This is a genomic window from Pseudomonas sp. LBUM1670 (assembly GCF_059695695.1).
Genome location: NZ_CP166783.1, coordinates 2,430,726 through 2,451,296 on the forward strand (window position 1 = coordinate 2,430,726; position 20,571 = coordinate 2,451,296).

16 protein-coding genes and 2 pseudogenes are annotated in these 20,571 nt (G+C 58.2%); 15 read left to right on the forward strand and 3 right to left on the reverse strand.

Going from position 1 to position 20,571, the window contains the following annotated elements; all coding sequences use genetic code 11:
• Positions 1 to 80: 80 nt before the first annotated feature.
• Positions 81 to 1,286 carry a chromate efflux transporter gene (chrA, locus tag ACA073_RS11095; RefSeq protein ID WP_497403396.1) on the reverse strand — a complete coding sequence of 402 codons (1,206 nt, stop codon included), beginning with the start codon at positions 1,284 to 1,286 and terminating at the stop codon, positions 81 to 83.
• 158 nt (positions 1,287 to 1,444) lie between these two features.
• Between chrA and ACA073_RS11100 the strand changes: the two genes are divergently transcribed.
• From ACA073_RS11100 to ACA073_RS11115, 4 genes are all read left to right on the forward strand, one after another.
• Positions 1,445 to 2,416: a tripartite tricarboxylate transporter substrate binding protein gene (locus ACA073_RS11100; RefSeq protein ID WP_497403398.1), complete on the forward strand. Its 972-nt coding sequence runs from the start codon at positions 1,445 to 1,447 to the stop codon at positions 2,414 to 2,416.
• Positions 2,413 to 2,907: a tripartite tricarboxylate transporter TctB family protein gene (locus ACA073_RS11105; RefSeq protein WP_497403400.1), complete on the forward strand. Its 495-nt coding sequence runs from the start codon at positions 2,413 to 2,415 to the stop codon at positions 2,905 to 2,907. Before ACA073_RS11100 ends, ACA073_RS11105 begins: the two co-directional genes overlap by 4 nt.
• Before the next feature lie 24 nt (positions 2,908 to 2,931).
• Positions 2,932 to 4,440: a tripartite tricarboxylate transporter permease gene (locus ACA073_RS11110; protein WP_497403402.1), complete on the forward strand. Its 1,509-nt coding sequence runs from the start codon at positions 2,932 to 2,934 to the stop codon at positions 4,438 to 4,440.
• Positions 4,441 to 4,745: 305 nt separating this feature from the next.
• Entirely contained in the window at positions 4,746 to 5,744 is a 999-nt protein-coding gene (locus ACA073_RS11115) for a bile acid:sodium symporter family protein (RefSeq protein WP_497403404.1), read from the forward strand.
• A 61-nt stretch (positions 5,745 to 5,805) separates the two neighbouring features.
• Here ACA073_RS11115 and ACA073_RS11120 read toward each other — a convergent pair whose 3' ends face one another.
• A complete protein-coding gene (locus ACA073_RS11120; protein WP_497403406.1) occupies positions 5,806 to 6,615 on the reverse strand; it encodes a DUF1206 domain-containing protein in 810 nt (269 codons plus the stop codon).
• A 220-nt stretch (positions 6,616 to 6,835) separates the two neighbouring features.
• Here ACA073_RS11120 and ACA073_RS11125 point away from each other — a divergent pair, with 220 nt between their 5' ends.
• The 4 genes and pseudogenes from ACA073_RS11125 (at position 6,836) to ACA073_RS11140 (ending at position 9,732) form a co-directional block, all read left to right on the forward strand.
• Positions 6,836 to 7,267 (forward strand): DNA methylase, encoded by a 432-nt coding sequence (locus ACA073_RS11125; RefSeq protein ID WP_497403407.1) that lies wholly within the window; start codon positions 6,836 to 6,838, stop codon positions 7,265 to 7,267.
• On the forward strand, positions 7,264 to 8,010 hold the full coding sequence (locus ACA073_RS11130; protein WP_497403409.1) for a DUF72 domain-containing protein: 747 nt from the start codon (positions 7,264 to 7,266) through the stop codon (positions 8,008 to 8,010). The genes ACA073_RS11125 and ACA073_RS11130 overlap by 4 nt, the downstream gene beginning before the upstream one ends.
• Before the next feature lie 108 nt (positions 8,011 to 8,118).
• Positions 8,119 to 8,874: pseudogene (locus tag ACA073_RS11135) on the forward strand (MCP four helix bundle domain-containing protein); the annotation flags it as partial.
• Between the two features lie 132 nt (positions 8,875 to 9,006).
• Positions 9,007 to 9,732, forward strand: a complete 726-nt coding sequence (locus ACA073_RS11140; RefSeq protein ID WP_497404053.1) for a methyl-accepting chemotaxis protein — start codon at positions 9,007 to 9,009, stop codon at positions 9,730 to 9,732.
• A gap of 97 nt (positions 9,733 to 9,829) precedes the next feature.
• On the opposite strand, the gene ilvD is transcribed toward ACA073_RS11140, so the two are convergent.
• Positions 9,830 to 11,512, reverse strand: a complete 1,683-nt coding sequence (gene ilvD / locus ACA073_RS11145; protein WP_497403411.1) for a dihydroxy-acid dehydratase — start codon at positions 11,510 to 11,512, stop codon at positions 9,830 to 9,832.
• A gap of 387 nt (positions 11,513 to 11,899) precedes the next feature.
• Here ilvD and mqo point away from each other — a divergent pair, with 387 nt between their 5' ends.
• The 7 genes and pseudogenes from mqo to ACA073_RS11180 all read left to right on the forward strand — a co-directional run bounded on the left by mqo (position 11,900) and on the right by ACA073_RS11180 (position 20,553).
• Complete coding sequence (gene mqo, locus ACA073_RS11150; RefSeq protein WP_497403412.1) at positions 11,900 to 13,546, forward strand: malate dehydrogenase (quinone); 1,647 nt, start codon at positions 11,900 to 11,902, stop codon at positions 13,544 to 13,546.
• Between the two features lie 320 nt (positions 13,547 to 13,866).
• Entirely contained in the window at positions 13,867 to 15,021 is a 1,155-nt protein-coding gene (locus ACA073_RS11155) for a GNAT family N-acetyltransferase (protein ID WP_497403413.1), read from the forward strand.
• Between the two features lie 39 nt (positions 15,022 to 15,060).
• Entirely contained in the window at positions 15,061 to 16,179 is a 1,119-nt protein-coding gene (locus tag ACA073_RS11160) for a glycosyltransferase 61 family protein (protein ID WP_497403415.1), read from the forward strand.
• Positions 16,180 to 16,318: 139 nt separating this feature from the next.
• The gene (dapF, locus tag ACA073_RS11165) at positions 16,319 to 17,125 is read left to right on the forward strand and encodes a diaminopimelate epimerase (protein ID WP_497403417.1); all 807 of its coding nucleotides are present in this window, start codon (positions 16,319 to 16,321) and stop codon (positions 17,123 to 17,125) included.
• An 81-nt stretch (positions 17,126 to 17,206) separates the two neighbouring features.
• Positions 17,207 to 17,433: pseudogene (locus tag ACA073_RS11170) on the forward strand (IS66 family transposase); the annotation flags it as partial.
• 100 nt (positions 17,434 to 17,533) lie between these two features.
• Complete coding sequence (locus tag ACA073_RS11175) at positions 17,534 to 19,210, forward strand: methyl-accepting chemotaxis protein (RefSeq protein ID WP_497403418.1); 1,677 nt, start codon at positions 17,534 to 17,536, stop codon at positions 19,208 to 19,210.
• Between the two features lie 215 nt (positions 19,211 to 19,425).
• Positions 19,426 to 20,553, forward strand: coding sequence for a GGDEF domain-containing protein (locus ACA073_RS11180; RefSeq protein ID WP_497404055.1), 1,128 nt, complete (start codon positions 19,426 to 19,428; stop codon positions 20,551 to 20,553).
• Positions 20,554 to 20,571 lie beyond the last annotated feature (18 nt).

Genomic DNA, 20,571 nt, shown 5'->3' on the forward strand with positions numbered 1-20,571 from the left:
TGTTACGCCGGGGTCCCCAGGTTTAATGTTTCTGAAAAAGTAACTGCGCGAAAATCAAACGGTTACTTACCTGCTTTGGATTACCCGGCGCTCAACAGCCACCCCATAACTCCGCAGCCGAGCACCACCAGCCACGGCGGCAGCTTCCAGAACATCAACGTAACAAGGGCGACCAGCGCCAGTCCGAAGTCTTGTGCGGTGAAAATCGCACTCCTCCAGACCGGTTGATACAGCGCGGCCAGCAGTAGGCCGACCACCGCTGCATTCACCCCGGTCAGCGCAGCCTGTGCGCGCAGACTACTGCGCAACCGTTCCCAAAAAGGCAAGGCGCCCAGGATCAACAGGAATGACGGCGCGAAGATCGCCAGCAGGCAGATCAACCCGCCGAGCCAGCCCGATGGCGCAAGGCTCATGGAAGCACCGAGGAACGCGGCGAACGTGAACAGCGGACCCGGTACGGCCTGCGTGGCGCCATACCCGGCGAGAAACGCTTCGTTGCTGACCCAACCGGAAGGTACCACCTCGGCTTGCAGCAGCGGCAGCACGACGTGGCCGCCACCGAAAACCAGTGAGCCGGCCCGGTAGAAGGCATCCACCAGGGCCAGGGTTTGACTTGGCAAGAGTTGATTCAAGATCGGCAGGCCGATCAGCAGTGCCAGAAACAGCGACAACCAGATCGCCCCGGCCCGTCGGCGGAGGGGGATGGGCAGAGGATCGTGCCCGTCACGCTGCGCGGGTTTGAACAACAGCAGGCCGGCGACGCCAGCGGCGACAATCACCCCGACCTGCGCCCAGGCGGACGGTTCAAGCAGGACAACGCAAGCCGCAATCATCATGAGGGTGACGCGCAGCCCATCCGTGCACAGGTTTCGCGCCATGCCCCACACCGCTTGCGCAACCACCGCGACGGCCACCACTTTGAGCCCGTGCAGCGCGCCGGGCGCCAACGCCGTGCCGTATCGGGAAATGCCCAGTGCAAAGAGGATCAGGGCCACGGCCGAAGGCAGCGTAAAACCGGCCCACGCGGCGAGTGCCCCGCGGTATCCCGCCCGAGACATGCCCAGTGCAATGCCGACCTGGCTGCTGGCCGGCCCCGGCAGGAATTGGCACAGCGCCACCAAATCCGCATAACTGCGCTCTGTCAGCCAGCGCCGTCGTGTGACGAACTCATCACGGAAGTAACCCAGATGGGCGATGGGGCCGCCGAAAGAGGTCAGCCCGAGGCGCAGGAAAATCAGAAACACCGACCATGCGCTGCTGCGGTTATCGGCACGAGGGTCGTCCATGTACGCGTCTTCCTGAAATGAAGTGATTCACTGTTGTATGCCGCCATTCTAACTATGGCCTACGCTTATCCCGAGATGGATGTTCATTGATCGGGGTATGCGCCCTGATCGACGTTCAACCGGCGCCCCATAAAAACAAAAGTCTCGGGAGAAAACGCATGTTCGCATTGTTACGTCGATCCACCCGTTATCTAGCGGTTGTTGCCACGGCCGCCGCGCTCACAACACCTGCCTTTGCGCTGGATACCGTCAAGTTCATGGCCCCCGGTTCGGTAGGCGGCGGTTATGACCAGACCGCACGCGTCCTGGGCAAAGCCTTGATTGAAGCCAAGGCGGCCAAATCCGCCACCTTCGAAAACAAGGGGGGAGCGGGGGGCACGCTGGGGCTGGCGCAGTTTGCCAACAGCACCAAGGGCGATCCGGATGCGCTGCTCGTGGTCGGCGCGATCATGGTCGCGGGCATTGAGCAGAACAAACCGCAGATTACCTTGAAGGATGTGACGCCGATTGCCCGCCTCTTTACCGAGTACAACGTGATTGCGGTGCGCAAGGAGTCCGAATTCAAAACCCTGGAGGACCTGCTGAAAGCCTTCAAGGACAAACCGACCAGTATTTCCTGGGGCGGTGGCTCCAAGGGGTCGATCGATCACATCGGCATTGCCGAATTGGCCGCAAAAATGGGTATTCCGGTCAACAAGGTCAATTACGTTGCCTTCGCAGGCGGGGGTGAAGTGGTTGCCCAGGCATTGGGCGGGCAGATCAAAGTGATCACCGGCGGTTACGCCGAGCTTGGCCAGTACATCAGGAACGATCAGTTCCGTGTGCTCGCCATCGGTGCACCGGAGCGCGTTGCCGGCATCGATGCCCCGACGCTCAAAGAAAGCGGGTATGACGTGATCATCGGCAATTGGCGTGGTGTTTACGGTGCCGCAAATCTCACACCCGAGCAACGCAAGGAAGTGACCGACGCCGTGGTCGCCGCCGCCAACAGCAAAGTCTGGAAAGACAATATCGAAACCAACAAATGGTCTGCCAACATGCTGACCGGTGACGAGTTCGGTAAATTCGTCGACGAGGAGCACGTGCGGCTGCATGCGATGCTGGTCGAGGTCGGGTTGGTTGCGAAATGACTCAATCGCGCGGAGTCGTCCCGGTGCAACTGGCGATTGGCGTCGGAGTGATGATCATCAGTGCCGTGCTGGCGTACGGCGCCTTTCTGTTTCCGCCCGAGATGGGGTTCGTCATCCTTGGCGCGTATGTTTATCCCTATGCCGTAGCGGTATTCCTGGGGTGCGTGGGTGCGGTCCTGAGCTATCAAGCCGTCACCGGCGGTTTTCGCGAACTGGCCGACCACGACGACGAATCCGCCAAAGCGTTGCCCGGTGGCAAAGCGGGTGTGACCTGGGTGACGGTGGGGTTGATAGGCGTAGCCGCGCTCATCAATCTCATCGGATTCGTCCTGTCAGCCGCGCTGTTGTTCGCCTGTTCGGCGCGGGGCTTTGGCAGTCGCCATCCACTGCGCGATCTCGCCATCGGCATTGCCCTGACGCTACCTATTTACTGGCTGTTCAATGCCGGGCTGGGGGTTTCCCTTCCGCCGCTTGTCAACGCCTGGATCTGATTCGGGCCGAAGGAGATCAACAGGGTGGACATTCTCGCAAACCTGGCAATGGGTTTTTCTTCGGCCCTGACGCCGATCAATCTGATGTGGGGGTTCATTGGCTGCCTGCTCGGCACCGCCATCGGTGTCTTGCCGGGCATCGGGCCGGCGCTGACGGTGGCATTGCTGCTGCCGCTCACCGCGAAGGTCGACCCTACCGGCGCGCTGATCATGTTCGCCGGTATCTATTACGGCGCTCAGTTTGGCGGCTCGACCACTTCCATTCTGCTCAATACCCCTGGGGAATCGTCCTCCATGGTGACAGCCCTGGAAGGCAACCTCATGGCCCGCAATGGCCGCGCAGGACCGGCCCTGGCCACGGCGGCCATCGGCTCCTTTGTGGCGGGCACCATTGCGACGATTCTGCTGACCTTGTTTGCGCCAATCGTGGCCAAATTGGCGCTGCGTTTTGGTCCTGCGGAGTATTTCGCAATCCTGGTGCTGTCGTTCACGACAGTGTCTGCCGTGCTCGGGGCGTCGATGTTGCGCGGCTTTGCATCGCTGGGTGTTGGCCTGACCATCGGCTTGATTGGCCTGGACTCGACCTCGGGTATTGCTCGCTACACCTTGGGCGTCCCGGAACTGGTCGATGGCATCGAAGTCGTGCTCGTGGCGGTCGGGTTATTTGCGGTGGGCGAGGCGTTGTACAGCCTGCTGTATCAGAAAGAAGAGGCGACGGACCGGCATCGCCTGACCTCCTTGTGGATGACGCGCGCCGACTGGATACGCTCGGTTCCGGCGTGGTTGCGAGGAACGCTGATCGGTTTTCCCTTCGGGTCGATTCCGGCCGGTGGCGCAGAGATCCCGACGTTTCTGTCCTATTCCACCGAGCGCAAACTCAGCAAATACCCGAAAGAATTTGCCGCCAACAAAGGCGAGGGCGCCATCGAGGGGGTCGCCGGCCCTGAAGCGGCGAACAACGCGAGTGCGACCGGTTCTCTGGTGCCGTTGTTGACCCTCGGTATCCCGACGTCGGCCACGGCAGCCATCCTGTTGGCCGCGTTCCAGAACTACAACCTGCAACCGGGACCACTGCTGTTTGAAACCTCGGGGGAACTGGTCTGGACCCTGGTGGCGTCGCTGTACATCGGCAACGTCATCCTGCTTATATTGAATCTTCCGTTGGTGGGGCTTTGGGTGAAGTTGTTGCAAATCCCCCGGCCGTACTTGAATGCTGGAATCCTGGTGTTCGCCACCATCGGTGTGTACGGCATGCGCCACTCTTCTTTCGACCTGTTGCTGATGCTGGCGATCGGGTGGGGCGGGGTGTTGATGCGTCGTTTCGACTTCCCCGTCGCCCCGGTGATCGTGGGCATGCTGCTGGGGCCGATGGCGGAAAAACAACTGCGTAACGCGTTGTCGATCAGCGAGGGCGACTGGACGGTGTTTATCACGCAACCGATTTCCGCCGCGGTTCTCGCATTGACGCTGCTGGTGCTGGTGGTGCCGCATCTGTTGCACGCCAGGGGCATCAAGTTGCATGAGGATGATTGAGTGGGTGCGGGGGCTAATGCTGATCAGTTAAGCGAAAGCTGACTCTTGTAGGAGCGAGCTTGCTCGCGATGGACGCCAACGATAACGCGAATTTTTCTGGATACACGCGGCGTCTCGAAGTCCATCGCGAGCAAGCTCGCTCCTACAAATTCGCTTAGCTGATCAGCATTAGGCGCTGTGGCTGTCTACTCCTTTTGGATGTTATGTCTCTTTGGCGACATCTACTGACTTATTAGCGTTAGTCGGCAATCGGCAGGCGCGTTAGAGTCGACGCAACGTTCCTCGCCCGCCGCCGGATGACACCGATGACCCGCCCCCGTTTCTTGCCCGACAACTTCACCCTGACCCTGATCGGCGTGGTCGTTCTCGCCAGCCTGCTTCCCGCCAGCGGCCAGGTCGCAGTCGGTTTTGGCTGGCTGACCAACATCGCCATTGCCCTGCTGTTTTTCCTGCATGGCGCCAAACTGTCCCGTGAATCGATCATCGCCGGTGCCGGCCACTGGCGCCTGCATTTGCTGGTGTTCAGCCTGACGTTCATTCTGTTCCCACTGATCGGCCTGGCGCTCAAACCCTTGCTCTCGCCGCTGATTGGCGACGATCTGTACATGGGCATGCTCTACCTCTGCGCACTGCCCGCAACGGTGCAGTCGGCGATTGCCTTCACTTCCCTGGCTCGCGGGAACATTCCGGCGGCGATTTGCAGCGCGGCAGCCTCCAGCCTGTTCGGGATCTTCCTCACGCCGTTGCTGGTGACGTTGCTGCTGGATGTGCACGGCGAGGGCGGTTCGACACTCGATGCGATTCTGAAGATCAGCGTGCAACTGTTGCTGCCGTTCATTGCCGGTCAGATCGCCCGACGCTGGATCGGTGCCTGGGTGGCGCGCAACAAGAGCTGGCTGAAATTCGTCGACCAGGGCTCGATTCTATTGGTGGTGTACGGTGCGTTCAGCGAGGCGGTGATCGAAGGCATCTGGCATCAGATCCCGGTCTGGCAACTGGCCGGGCTGGTGGTCGTCTGTTGCATCGTGCTGGGGCTGGTTTTGTTCGCTTCCACCGTGCTCGGCAAAGCCTTTGGCTTTAATCGGGAAGACCGCATCACTATCCTCTTTTGTGGTTCGAAAAAAAGCCTGGCCACCGGCGTCCCGATGGCCCAGGTGTTGTTTGCTGGCAGCACCATTGGCGTGCTGATCCTGCCGTTGATGCTGTTCCACCAGATTCAGTTGATGGTCTGCGCAGTACTTGCGCAGCGCTATGCCAATCGCCCGGAAACGGTCGCTGAACTGATGGCCCAAGTCGATCCATGAAGACGGTTATTGCCCGTCCACAAGGCGAGGCAGCTTTAGCGGGTTGCGCTCACGTAATGCGTCAGGCTATGCCCGGCACGTCCATGTTTATCTTGCGCCAGGCGGCTTCAGCAAAGCTGTAAACCGAAAAGGCGACCAGCCCCGAGGCCATTACCATCAGGACGATACCTCCCGCCGGCAGATTCTGCAGAGCATCGAGGGCGTCCTTCATACCCGGTGGATCCAGGGCTTTGTAATTCGAACCGCTGAATATCAGCAATAGCCCAATCTCGATAAAGACGATTCCACGGGCTATAAGGCCAAGCCGAGACACCGGACGGACGTACCGCATAACGTCTTCGTCAGCTTCAAAATATTTCTCGAACGACGCCTTCCAACCCTTAATGATATGAGCAATGCCTACGCCAAGTGGTACGAGTGCGACGAGGTACAGCATTAAATCCGAATGTTCCCACGACAACAGATGCGCCAGTAAATCCCTGGTTTGCCCATCTCCGGAATCGCCCGAGCTTCTGATGCCGCTAATGAGTAGGCCCAAGGCAAAAAACGCCAGGGCACCGTTGACTATGCCTCCCGCCAACAAACCTGCACGAATGACCAATCCCTTGAGTTTTTTGCCGTGATGATCAACGTCGCGAATCGCTTGCAATACTCGCCAACCGGCGAAGGCGAGTAGACCAGCCACCACCAGCCCGACTAAAACATAACCGAATGGCTGGCTTAACAACGCCTCCAGGCTCTTCTGACTGTCTTTGGGTTTAGTCGAGTCGAGAGCCGCCAGCAGAGCAAAGATACCAATCACCAGATAAAGAACGCCTCGGGCGGCATAACCCCCCCGAGCGAGTACGACAAGGTTGTGTTGGGTGGACATAGGATCTTATTCCCGAGAGGTCATATAGGAGCAGACCCTATCCAGACGGGAGGGGTTCGGGCTAGATCCATCGTTGATTTCTATCGGCGCATCAAACCTGATTTAGCGGCGCTCAAGATCGTCGTGCAACCTGGCACGCATCGAGGAAAAAACGAACTTGCGGGGCCCAGGTTTCTCGAAGCTAAGGAACCGGATCTTGTTCCGGACTGGGACGCCTCTCATGAGCAAAACGATCAATGCCAGCGACCTCGGCATTCATTTTCAACGGGATGACGAAAGCACCTTGTTCAAATGGTTTATCGCCAGCTTCCTGATGGGCAAACGCATCCAGGCCGAAATCGCCGCGCAGGCCTATCGCGTTATCGTGGAAAATCACGGCCGTGACACCGCGCGCAAGCTTGGAAGCTGTACCCATCGCGAGCTCGTGGTGATGTTGGGCGAAGCTCACTACGTGCGATACGACGAAACCACCGCCACGCGCTTGTTGAACCTGAGTAAAAAGCTCTGTGACCTGTACGCGGGCAGGATCGGCAACATCCGCGAGGCCAGCGAGGATCGCCAGGCCTTTGAACAGCGCTTGCGCGAATTCGACGGTGTAGGGCCCAAGACCGTGGAGATCTTCATGCGCGATGCCGCGGGAGTGCTCTATTGAACGAGGGTCATCAGATTTACATCGGTTGCGCCGGTTGGAATTTGCCTGGCGAGTACTGGCCGCAGTTTTCTGCCGATGGCACGCACTTGCAGCGGTATGCGTCGCAACTGACGGCCGTCGAAATCAACAGCTCGTTTTATCGCCCCCATCGCCCACAAACCTATTTGCGCTGGGCGCAGTCGGTGCCGGCCGCCTTTCGTTTTTCGGTGAAGATGCCCAAGCTCATCACCCATGTTCAACGCTTGCAGGGCAGCGAGTTGTTGCTGGACGAGTTTCTGTCCCAGTGCACGGCGCTGGGTGATTCCTTGGGTTGTATTCTGGTTCAACTGCCGCCGTCGCTGGCTTACGAGGAGGGCATCGCTTCGGCGTTTTTCGTGGCGCTGCGTCAACGTTACGCCGGACCGGTAGTGCTCGAGCCCCGGCATGCAAGCTGGCTGGACGCTGAGACCTTGTTGATTGAGCAGACAATCGGCCGGGTGGCTGCCGATCCATCGTCGATTACCGGTGGCGACAGGCCGGGTGGTTGGCCGGGGATCCATTACTGGCGCTGGCACGGTTCACCGCGCATTTATAACAGTAGTTACGACCCAAGACGACTGGAAGTGCTGGCGCGGCACGTGCACAACTTCGGGCAGGCGGGCACTATCAACTGGTGCATCTTTGATAACACCGCCAGTGGTTTTGCGCTGGGCAATGCACTGACCCTGCAAGCATTGCTGGGCGGCAATGACCGCATGTCGTAAAAATCGGCGTATAGGGATTTAGCCTTCAATTCCCGCTTTCAGCGGTCGATAACCTGTCAGAAGCCATCCGCGCGAATGGCTGTATCCGACTGACAGGAGACCCACAGAGTGTCGATAAAATTCCGCTTGATCCTGCTGATTGGCACCGGCCTGCTCACGGCCTTGATCATGAGCCTGGTCAGTTACCTGGGCAATTCGCAAATGGCGACCGCGGTGAATGACAACGAGGTCAGCATGGCCGCGCTGCGCAATCATCTCGAAGCCGACATGATGCACGACGCCTTGCGCGCAGACGTATTGTCCGCAATGCTGGTCGGGCTGGGTAAAAGCACCAGTACCAACGCTGAGGTGCGCAGTTCCATCGAGGAACACGCCTCGCACTTTCGTGAAGTGCTGGGCGAGAATTTCAAGCTGCCGGTCAACGACACCATCAAGGCCGGCCTCAACAAGGTCAAACCCAGTCTCGATACCTATATCAGCGCCGCCGAACGCATTGTCAGACTGGCCTTGGAAAACCCGGATGCCGCGCAAAAAGAACTGGGTAACTTCAACACCGCGTTCAGCCAGCTGGAAGACCAGATGGGCGCCCTCAGCGAGCTGATCGAGACCAACACCCAGCAGACCAGCGCAGGTACTCAGCAAGCCATCAGCAATGCCAACCTCACGCTCGGTATCGTGCTCATCGCCAGCCTGTTGCTGCTGCTCGTCCAGGGCCGCTGGGTGATTTTAAGTATCATGGGGCCGTTGCAGGCCGCCAGCCGCATTGCCGAAAGCATCGCCCACGGCAACTTGAGCGAACGGATTGCCGAGCCCACCGGCAAGGACGAAGCCAGTGCGTTGATCCGTAGCCTCGCGACCATGCAGCGCGATCTGCGCGGCATGATCGAAGTCGTGCGCAGCAACGCCCATGGCGTCAGTGGCATGAGCGAGCAGTTGAGCAATGGCTGCCACAAAGTCGCCGGCAGCAGCCAGCAGCAAAGCGTGGCCGCCAGCACCATGGCCGCCGCTGCGAGCGAAATGACCGCGAGCATTGAGGAAATCACCCGCCACGCCGAGCGCGCGTTAAACATGGCTAACCAGGCTGAGGCACTGGCCAAGGATGGCGGTCGGGTGATCCATCAGGTGGTCAACGATATGGACGGGATTGCGCGTTCGGCGCAGCAGTCGGCGCAGGTCATTCGCACGCTGGACAAGGAATCCGAGGGCATTTTCAGCATCATTCAGGTGATCAAGGGCATCGCCGATCAAACCAACCTGCTGGCGCTGAATGCCGCCATCGAGGCCGCGCGTGCCGGTGAGCAGGGCCGCGGGTTTGCCGTGGTGGCCGACGAAGTCCGTAGCCTGGCGGGCCGCACCAGCGCCTCTACCCAGGAAATCGCCACCATGGTTGCGCGCATCCAGCAAAGCACCCGCGAGGCGGTCACCAGCATGGAGGCGGGCGTGGCTCAGGTCGATAAAGGCATGGCCGTGACCGCTGACGTCGAACGCGCCATCCGCGAAATTCTGGAAGCCACGCTGAACACCACGCAGTTGGTGAACGACATCTCTCGCACGATCGGTGAGCAGAGCCTGGCCAGTAATGAAATCGCGCATCAGGTGGAGATGATTGCGGGGATGTCTGAAGGGAACAGCAAGGTCATTGGCCAGACGGCTTCGACCACCGATGAGCTGTCTACCCTGGCGGGTAAGCTGTCGCAATCGGTGGATCGCTTTCGTATCTGAAACAGGAACGCGATCCTGTAGGAGCCGGCTTGCTGGCGATGGAGGCAACAAGGTTTGGCGGAATACCGCGTTGCGTCCATCGCCAGCAAGCCGGCTCCTACAAGTATTTATCAGTGACGGCACCCTCCGAGGCGCTGGACACAGTCTTCGCGTACTTGGCCAACACCCCGCGTTTGTACCTGGATTCTGGCCGCACCCAACGGGTCTTGCGCTCGGCCAATAAAGCATCGGAAACGTCCACAGTGATCTGCCGGGTTTCGGCATCGATGGTGATTTTGTCACCGTCTTCGATCAACGCGATTGGCCCGCCATCAAAGGCTTCCGGCGTGATATGCCCTACCACGAAACCGTGCGAACCACCGGAAAAGCGGCCGTCGGTAATCAGCGCAACATCCTTGCCCAACCCCTTGCCCATGACCGCCGACGTCGGCGAGAGCATTTCGCGCATGCCCGGACCGCCCTTGGGGCCTTCGTAGCGGATCACGATCACGTCACCCGCTTTCACTTCACCGTTGAGAATGCCGGCCAGCGCACCTTCTTCACCGTGATAAACCCGTGCTGTGCCTTCGAAGCGCAAGCCTTCCTTGCCCGTGATTTTGGCCACCGCGCCGGTGGGCGAGAGGTTGCCGCGCAGCACCACCAGGTGTGAATCCTTTTTGATCGGCCGGTCGAAGGGCAGGATCACGTCCTGGCCTTCGGGGTAATCCGCCACGTTTTCGAGGTTTTCCGCGAGGGTCTTGCCGGTCACCGTCATTGCATCGCCATGCAGCATGCCGGCCGCGAGCATGCGCTTCATCAGCGGTTGAATGCCGCCGATGGCGACCAGTTCGCTCATCATGTATTGGCCGCTGGGGCGCAGGTCGGCCACCACCGGCGAGACCTTGCCCAGCTCGACAAAATCATCCAGCGTCAGCTCGACGTCCACCGCATGCGCCATCGCCAACAGATGCAGCACCGCATTGGTCGAGCCAGCGAGGGCGATCACCACGCGAATTGCATTTTCGAAGGCTTTGCGGGTCATGATGTCCCGCGGCTTGAGGTCCAGCTTCAGCAGCTCCATGACCTGCTGGCCGGCGCGAAAACTGTCCGAGGCCTTGTCGCTGCCGACGGCGTCCTGAGAGCTGGAACCGGGCAGGCTCATACCCAGCGCTTCAATGGCCGAGGCCATGGTGTTGGCGGTGTACATCCCGCCGCAGGAACCGGGTCCGGGAATCGCCACTTCCTCGATCTGCTTGACCTGGATTTCGTTGATGTCACCGCGCGCGTTCTGTCCCACGGCTTCGAACACGGAAATGATGTCGGTGTGGCCGGCGCCCGGCCGGATCGTGCCACCATAGACGAAGATGGAAGGGCGGTTCAGCCGCGCCATGCCGATCAGGCAACCCGGCATGTTTTTGTCACAGCCGCCTACCGTTACCAGGCCATCAAAGCCTTCGCACCCGGCGACGACTTCAATGGAATCGGCGATTACTTCGCGCGACACCAGCGAATACTTCATGCCTTCGGTGCCGTTGGCGATGCCGTCGGAAATGGTGATGGTGTTGAAAATGACGCCCTTGGCGCCGGCGGCATTCGCGCCTTTTTCGGCCTCTATCGCTAGTTTGTCGATGTGCATGTTGCACGGCGTGACCATCGCCCAGGTCGAGGCGATGCCGATCTGTGGTTTCTTGAAATCCTCGTCGGTGAAACCCACGGCCCGCAGCATCGAACGACCGGGCGCGCGCTCCACGCCGTCGACCACTTGAGAGGAATATTTGCGCAGATCGTTTTTGTCGCTCATGACTGCTCCTCACCGACTCGTCGAGAAAATCAGGATCAGTATAGTGGTCCCGGCGCGGGGGTTCGGACTATCAGGTCGGGAACAGACGCGCGGGTTTGCGATGTCGTGATATTCTTTGCCCCAACTTGGTTTGACCTATTCTGGTTTGCGTGTCCTCGAGACGCGCCAGCGGAATCACTGTCGCTCAAGTAGCTGAAGCCAATAAAGATAAAAAGTCAGTTCAGTAGGGACATATAAACTGAGGTCGATGGAACACGTCGGCCTTGTGTGCCCACCCCTCCGGTTCTTATGTGCGAGACCCACGACATCCTGCCTGAATGCCGTGTGAGACAAGGGTTTCGTCATCAGGATGGAAGGGCGGATGGCGTTTTATCATAGGTGCAACAGATGTTTAAGAAAATGAACACGGCCCTGCTGGGGCTGGCTTTGTCGATGGGGATCACGTCCGTTCACGCGGAAGAGGCAAAGAAAGTCGATGTATTGCTCATCGGCGGCGGCATCATGAGCGCGACCCTGGGTGTCTGGCTCAATGAGCTGGAACCTGGCATGTCGATGGAAATGGTCGAGCGCCTTGACGGCGTCGCCCTGGAAAGTTCCAACGGCTGGAACAACGCCGGTACTGGTCACTCTGCCCTGGCCGAGCTGAACTACACCCCGGAAGACGAGAACGGCAAAGTCTCGATCCCGAAAGCGGTTGAAATCAATGAAGCGTTCCAGATTTCCCGTCAGTTCTGGGCCTGGCAGGTTCAGCAAGGCGTGCTGAAAAACCCGCGTTCGTTCATCAACTCCACGCCGCACATGAGCTTTGTGTGGGGCGACGACAACATCAAATTCCTGAAAAAGCGCTACGAAGCCCTGCAGGCGAGCCCGCTGTTTGCCGGCATGCAGTACTCCGAAGACCCGGCTGTGATCAAGAAGTGGGTTCCGCTGATGATGGAAGGGCGCGACCCGAGCCAGAAAATCGCAGCCACCTGGTCCCCGATCGGCACCGACGTGAACTTCGGCGAAATCACCCGCCAGTTCGTTGCGCACCTCCAAACCACCCCGAAATTCGACTTGAAGCTGTCTAGCGAAGTGCAAGACATCACCAAGAACGAAGACGGCTCCTGGCGCGTCAGCTACAAAAACCTGAAAGACGGCACCAAAACCGAAACCGACGCCAAGTTCGTGTTCATCGGCGCGGGCGGCGGTGCACTGCACTTGCTGCAGAAGTCCGGCATTCCTGAAGCCAAGGAATACGCAGGCTTCCCGGTCGGCGGCTCGTTCCTCGTGACCGAGAACCCGACCCTCGCCGAGCAACATCTGGCCAAGGCCTATGGCAAAGCCTCCGTTGGCGCACCGCCGATGTCGGTTCCGCATCTGGACACCCGTGTCCTGGACGGCAAGCGCGTCATCCTGTTTGGCCCATTCGCGACCTTCAGCACCAAGTTTCTCAAAGAAGGCTCGTACCTGGACCTGCTGACCACCACCACCACGCACAACGTGTGGCCAATGACCAAGGTCGGCATCAAGGAATACCCGCTGGTCGAGTACCTCGCCGGCCAGCTTATGCTGTCTGACGAAGACCGCCTCAACGCCCTGAAAGAATACTTCCCGAACGCCAAGGCTGAAGACTGGCGCCTGTGGCAAGCCGGCCAGCGCGTGCAAATCATCAAGCGTGATGAAGCGGCCGGTGGCGTACTGAAACTGGGTACCGAAATCGTTGCTTCCGCTGACGGCACCATCGCCGGTCTGCTGGGTGCTTCGCCGGGTGCCTCGACCGCTGCGCCGATCATGCTGACCGTGCTGCAGAAGGTGTTCAAGGACAAGGTTGCTTCGCCTGCCTGGCAGGAAAAGCTGCACCAGATCGTGCCGAGCTACGGCACTCAGCTGAACGGCAGCCCTGAAAAAGTGGCTGAAGAGTGGGCTTACACCGCCAAGGTGCTGCAACTGACTCCGCCGCCGGCGATCGGTCAGGTAGCGGCTCCGGCTGCTGCCCCGGCTGAAGCGCCTACGGCGCCAAAGGCTAAAGCTGCGAGTGATTTGGCTCTGTAATCAGGGCGCAATCGAAAAGCCCACTGAGCCGGTAACGGTCAGTGGGCTTTTTTGTGGGCGAAAACACTGTAGGAGCAAGCTCGCTCCTACAAAATGAAATGCGGTGTATACCAATTTAAGGACTAGACACGGGTTTCAATCCGGAAAGGCCGGTATGCCGCCTTGCAAAGTCACGCCCTTGTATCTTTACTGTTACCCGATGCCAGCGTGTTGTCTCATTAATAATGTCTTCTATTTCAAGGTTTAAGCGCGTTTGTTGAAGTCCCGCCCGGATCTTTGTATCTGATCTACCGAAGATAAAGCTCAAAGGATGACGAAAAATGAAAGATAACTTGGCGGCAGTTATCCGAAAACTCATATCCCCTTCAATGCGGTATGAGATGAGGCAGGCTTCAAACTGGCTGCGAGACATCCTTGGGCGTGCGTGCGTCTGGCGTTGGGAAATTGCCAGGTTCAGGCTGCAGAAAGACAGTCCTTACGAGATCCTCTATATCGGAAGGAAACAGCAGCGGGAGATGGCCAAGCTGCTCATCGGCGGGAAGGCCCAGGGCAATGCCCCTACGACCGAGGGCGAGCCGGAACCTGCCGCGTCGAATCATGTGGTGGTGGTCAGTGAGGTGCGGACCCCGGGGGCTTTGTCTGTCCCCCTGTATCTGAGTGCCGTCGTTCCGCTGGGGCGTTCCATCGAGGACATCACCGCAAAATACGATGGTGAGTTGCGTCGAAACATCCGCAAGAACCGGCCGCTCTATCGCATGAGACCGGCGCTGCTGGATGAAGAAATTGCAAAGGCCGACAGGGAAATGCTTCGGCCTTATGCCCAAGCAAGGCAAGGCATCCACGTTGCGCAATTTCCCACCGAGGAAGTGTTCAGGATAGCCAGGACTGTCGGGCGGCTTGACCTTATCGAGCGGGAGGGTGAGGTGATTGGCTGTCACCTTGGCTGCGTTATAACGCGTGGCGGAAAGCGTTACTGGAGCACGCTGCGTTTCGGATACACCGAGGCGGTTTTTTCAGATGCCAAGCGACTGGGCGAGGTCAACGCGATTACCACCTTCATGGCGCTTGAATGGGCGGTCGAAAATGGCTTCGATTATTACGATATCGGGCACTGCCTGGGGCGGCCGGATGACGGACTGCTGAAATGGAAAAGAAGGCGTGGCGGTGACGTTGATTCTCTGGGAAACCACGCTTATATGTTTCTGCGTCTACCCAAGACAGGTGTAGCCAGATTCCTTTGGGAAACGCCGCTGTTCGCTGCCGAAGGAAAGGCATTGACCCTTCACCTTGGCTTGCCGGAAGGGCCAAGCGATGAGGAGGTTGCCAGCCGCTATCATGAAATGGTATTTGGCGGGCTGCACAAAATTTATCTTTATTGCGCCAGGAACTCGGGCGAACAGTTTCTCGAAACCTTGCGCAGTCGCTACGCTAGCTTGCAGACCCCACCCGTTATGGAAAGGATTCCATCCAGCTGAGTATTTTCAGGACGCTCTGTCCCGAAGGGAGGACTTTTCATGGAAAGCGATGTCTCGGAAATCAGCACTTCGACCGCTGGCAGTCGAAGGAAATGGACCCTTGCCGCCTACCGGTGCATGGCAAGAAAAAGACTCGCACGCAAAGCAGAGATCAACTTGAAAAGCCTGGCGGTGAAACGCTGGGACGTTGCGCCGGGTGGGGTATCGCATTCTCCGCCGGCTTTCTTCCTGCCCGGTCAAATGGAACGCGTGACGGGTTGGGAGGCGAAGCGCTTTTATCCGTTCGAGCATCCCGCGCGCACAATGGAAGGGCTGGGTGACGTGGTACAAGGCCCGACACGGGGTTACTTGCTTGAGGATGTCTGGCTGATCGATGGGGCGCTCTACAAGGACAATGCAAGTTTTTGGTTGTCTCTCAAGCCCGGCAGGTTTCCGCGCATTGTCGTGGAAAACGAGATCGACCGCGCCGCCGTCTTCTGCACGCAAAATGGAAATACCTGGTTTGGTACGCGGTTGATGGAAGACTTCCCGACCTATTCATTGGCATGCGACGAAGGCGTTCCGGTGACCACCGCGCCCTCCGCCAGATTTCCGCTATCTGCCCAGACCCTCGCGTACGAAGACTGGCTTGGCATGAAGCCGGTGCGCTTGAACGGCGCGTTTTTTCATGAGCTCGTGCTATTCGACGACTTCAGCAATAACCAAAGCAGGCACCTGCGTTACCGTGCCATGGGTGAAAAGCTGCTGGCGCACGTGAGTCATGAGGAGCACCCAGGCGTATTCATTCTTCGCGGTAGCGCCGGTGACTTGCGCCTTTTGCGCAACGAACTCGAGATCGCCGAACATCTGCGCAAGACTCGGGGGTTTCGCGTACTCGATCCTCTGAAAACCGACGTCCCGACCATCGTGGCGACCTGTGCCGGAGCGCAGACCGTGATCGGGGTCGAAGGCAGCCAGCTCGTCCATGGTGTCAATGTACTGCGCCAGGGCGGTTCGTTGCTGGCCCTGCAGCCACCGAACCGTTTTGTCAGCTATTTCAAGTACCTGACGGATCGCGACCAGCAGAATTTTGGCTTTGTGGTCGGAACACCTGAGGGCGATGGCTTCACAATCGATATTGAAGAGGTGGAGCGCACACTGGATCTGTTTCCTTCCTGACGGTTGTTTTGGGAAAAGTCCGAAACAGGTCTGATATCAGCGGCCAGCGAACTTAGCACCGCTTGAAAAAGTGCTGCGAATGGGGCTGTATTGCCTTCAAACATCAATTCCCCCTATGTCCCGTCGCCAGGATCTGTTCATGCCGCTGAGTTTTCACAAGATGCACGCCAATGGCGATGACTTCGTGATCGTGGACGCGAGAAACACCGTCAATCCAGTGACCAGTGCCATCGCTCGGCGAATGGGTGATCGCAACCGTGGCGTCGGATTCAATCAACTCGCGGTGCTGCTCGATTGCGATGACGCAGCAGCGCGCTTGATGTTCTGGAACGCTGATGGCTCCCCGCTGGACGCTTGTGGGAGCGCAACACGCGGTGCGGCGGACAGGCTGATGCGCGAATCAAACACGACTTCTGTCGCACTACGGACCAACCGTGGTCTGCTGACGTGCGAACGAACTTCCACCGGTACCATCTCGGTCAGCATGGGAGCGCCGCTTTTCGGCTGGTCGGATATTCCTCTGGCACAGGAACTGGATACGGCTGTCCTGCCTCTGGACGGCGGGCCAGCAGCGTGCAGCATGGGCAATCCGCACTGCACCTATTTTGTGGATGACCTGACGGCGATTGATATCGCGACAATCGGTCAAACCATTGAAACCAACCCCTTGTTTCCCCTCAAAACGAACGTCCATTTCGTCCAGATCATTGACCGCAAGCATATTCGGTTGCGCATTTGGGAGCGTGGGGGCGGTATTCCGCTGGGTTCGGGTTCCTGCTCTTGTGGCGCTGCTGTTAACGGGATTCGTCGTGGTTTGTTGGACGATACCGTTGAGGTTGAATGTGATGGCGGGACCGTAACCGTTCAATGGGATGGTGTGGGGCCGGTGTTTCTCATTGGGCCGGTAGAGGCGAGTTTTTCGGGACAATTGCGGATAGCTTATTAAAAGTTTGATTGTAACCGGACGGCGGACACACCTTCCGCCCTGGGCAATAAGGACGATTGTGGCCACGTATTTTTAAGCGGACCCATTCTCGAAGCACTGCATTTCCGGATGCTGGCCCAACAAGACCTGTGCCCGAAGGATCGGCTATCACCAAAGCTCTCGATTCCAGCCTCAAGCGCTGGATGCCATTGACTCGATTTCTCGAGGACGGTGCTGTACCCATAGATGATAAGGCGGTCGAAAACCAGATCCGGTCGTGGGCGCTTGAACGCTCGAACGGGTTGTTTGCAGGCTCGTTACGCAGCGGCGGTTGCCTTGTCGAATAGCCTCAAAGTAGGACTAAACAATCGTCTGACGGTGCCGATAAATGTAAGCAAATATATCTGCAGTTCTTGATCAGAGATTTTTATGAAATGGAAGATTCGCAACAAGGTTCTGATGTTATCGGTTGCTCCGGCGCTTGTACTCGCATTAATCATTCAGTTGCTGGCCTTATCTGAGCAGCAGTCCCTTGGAGAAAGAAGCCTGGAAGAAACCCGACAGGCTTTGATCAAGACCCGTAAGGACGAGCTGGTTCACTACCTTGATATAGCCTATAGCACCATCCAGCCGTTGTACGAAGGCTCTGACGCGATGAACCCGGCAACACAGGAGGAAGCCAGGCTCAGGCTGCGCAATTTGCGTTATGGACAAGACGGTTATTTCTTTGGCTACGGCGACACCGGCGATCGGATATTCCTTGCTGGCAAGGACGAAGGGAAAAACTTCTGGGACCTCAAAGACAGCAACGGTACTTACCTCGTTCGTGAGCTGACCGCCGCCGCCAGGCGTGGCGGTGATTTTGTGACGTACTACTTTCCCAAGCCGGGCGCAGATACCAAGCCTTACCCGAAGCTTTCATACAATCGCTACCTGGATAAGTGGCACTGGACTATCGGCACCGGTTTTTATATTGATGGCCTCGATGCACTTATTACCGAGCAAACCCGCAGTCAGCAGCAGACTATGGACGCACTGCGGTGGAAGCAGTGGGGAATTATGGTTGCTTTGTTGTTGCTGCTAAGTCTCATCGTCGCCTATGTCACGCGTAGCATAGTCAGACCTCTGAACCTTCTGACGGGTAACTTGAAGGCCTTGGCCTCCGGAGACGGGGACCTGACTATCCAACTACCAGTGGACGGAAACGAGGAAACTGCGCAACTGGCCATCGCCTTCAATCGGTTTGTCAGCAATATCCGTGACATGGTGCTCGACCTTGCACGCTGCGCTCGATTGCTGCAGGAACGCAACGAACAGCTCAAGCAAAGTGCCCAGCATGCTGCTGACGCCCTTGACCAGCAGACCCAGGATGCAGATCAGGTCGCTCATGCCATGGAGCAGATGGCCCTGGCTACGGAAAACGTGGCGCAGTCGGCACAAAGCGCAGCTCAGGTAACACGCGATACAGACAACCAGGCTCAAGCCATGCACAACAATGTGGACGACACAATGAGTGCAATCGGTGGCCTGGCAAACGACATCGGCAAGGCCGCGGAGGATATCCAGATATTGGGCAGAGATGTTGAGTCCATAGGTTCGATTCTCGATGTGATCCGGGGCATTGCCGACCAAACCAATCTACTGGCCCTCAACGCCGCTATAGAAGCTGCACGTGCTGGCGAGCAGGGGCGCGGGTTCGCCGTGGTGGCCGATGAAGTACGCTCGCTAGCGCAGCGAACTCAGAAAAGTACCGCTGAAATACAGGACAAGATCAGCCAACTGCAACAAGGTGCGCGTGCCGCAGTGAGCACCATGCAGGACAGTCTTAGTGGTAGCGAGCGTGCAGTTAACAAAATTAATAGCACCGGTCAGATCCTTGTCGAGGTCAGCAATGCTGTGTCGGAGATCAACGGGATGAACAACCAGATCGCTACGGCAGCTGAAGAGCAGTCCAGCATCGGTGCCGAGGTGAACCAGAGCCTGTCAAAGATAAGCCGTCATATCAGCGAGACCCAAGCTATCACCACCCGCAACAACGAAATGTGTGTCGACCTGGATCAGCTATCCAGAGAACTTACCTTGCTGGTTAATCGCTTCCGGGTCTAAATCGATCGTAAGTATAAAGATTGGTATTTCGTCCACCGACGCGGTAGCCGTTCGGTAATCTCACTCGCCCGCTGTGTCGGCAGGCGCGTGAGAACTCTTTCAGGTACGCATACGGCCGTTGCTCGAACAATCGGGCAGCAAGGATTGAAGTGCGAATGCCCATAAGCAATGTGCCACAATCGCCATCGTCACAGCATGATGATCAGGCGGATGAAATGGATGGCGTTGGATTGCGGTACGAAACGGAAGAGTTGATCGTCAGGCAGGTGCACACAGACCGATTGCACCAGCTGTTCCGCCAGTCGGTTTCAGCGGTATTCGGCAGCTTTCTCGCGGTGTTGATGCTGTGCTGGCTGTGCTGGGAACGTTTTGATCATACGGTCATTGCGTGGTGGATAGCGCTGCTGGCGGCGGCGTCGTTGTTGCGGATTTCGATGTTCATCGCCTATTTCCGCAGTCCCGTCAGTGAGCGTACCCCTCAGCGCTGGGAGCGCACGTATTGGGCCACGCTCGTGTTGTCCGCCGGTATCTGGGGCGGCGGCGCGCTGGCGGTCATGCCGGCCGATGACCTGTTGGCCCAGGCCCTGGTCATGCTCTTTTGCGTCGGAATGTCTGTCAGTGCGGTGTCCTGTTACTCGGCCTATCGCTACATGACGGTCGTGTCCATTTCCCTGGTGCTGTTGCCTTGTACGATCTGGCTGATGCTTCAATCCACATCCCTGCAGGTCGGCATGGGGGTGGCGGTTCTGGTGTTCGCCTCCTTTGTGTTCAGCGCGACGCGCAACCTGTCCGACGCACTGGAAACCGCCTTTCGTCTAACCCGTGAAATGGAGCAGGCGCACAGTGTTTCCACCCGTGCCGCCCAGACGGATGAGCTCACAGGCCTGATGAACCGCCGGGCTTTTTTCGAACACGCCCAGCAACTGTATGGCCACTGCAAGGACAACCACTTGCCGCTGTGTGCCGTGATGCTGGACATGGATCATTTCAAGCACATCAATGACACCTACGGGCATCAGGTCGGGGATCAGGTGCTGCGGCAAATGGGCTCGGTCATCAGCTGTTCGTTTCGCGAAACCGACGTTTACGGCCGGTTGGGCGGGGAGGAGTTTGCTGTTTTGCTGCCGGACACATCGATTGAGGTCGCGCAGAACATTGCCGAGGAACTCATCCAGTCGATCGCCGGACTGATGACCGGGCCGGTCCATCGCATCTCGGCCAGCGGCGGTGTCGCGTCAATGAATGCCGAGGATAACGATCTGCACAGTTTGATGAACAACGCGGACAAGGCGCTGTATCGAGCCAAGGCGCGCGGGCGTAATCAAGTCGCGGTTTCCGAGTAGCCTGCAAGACCGTCATAA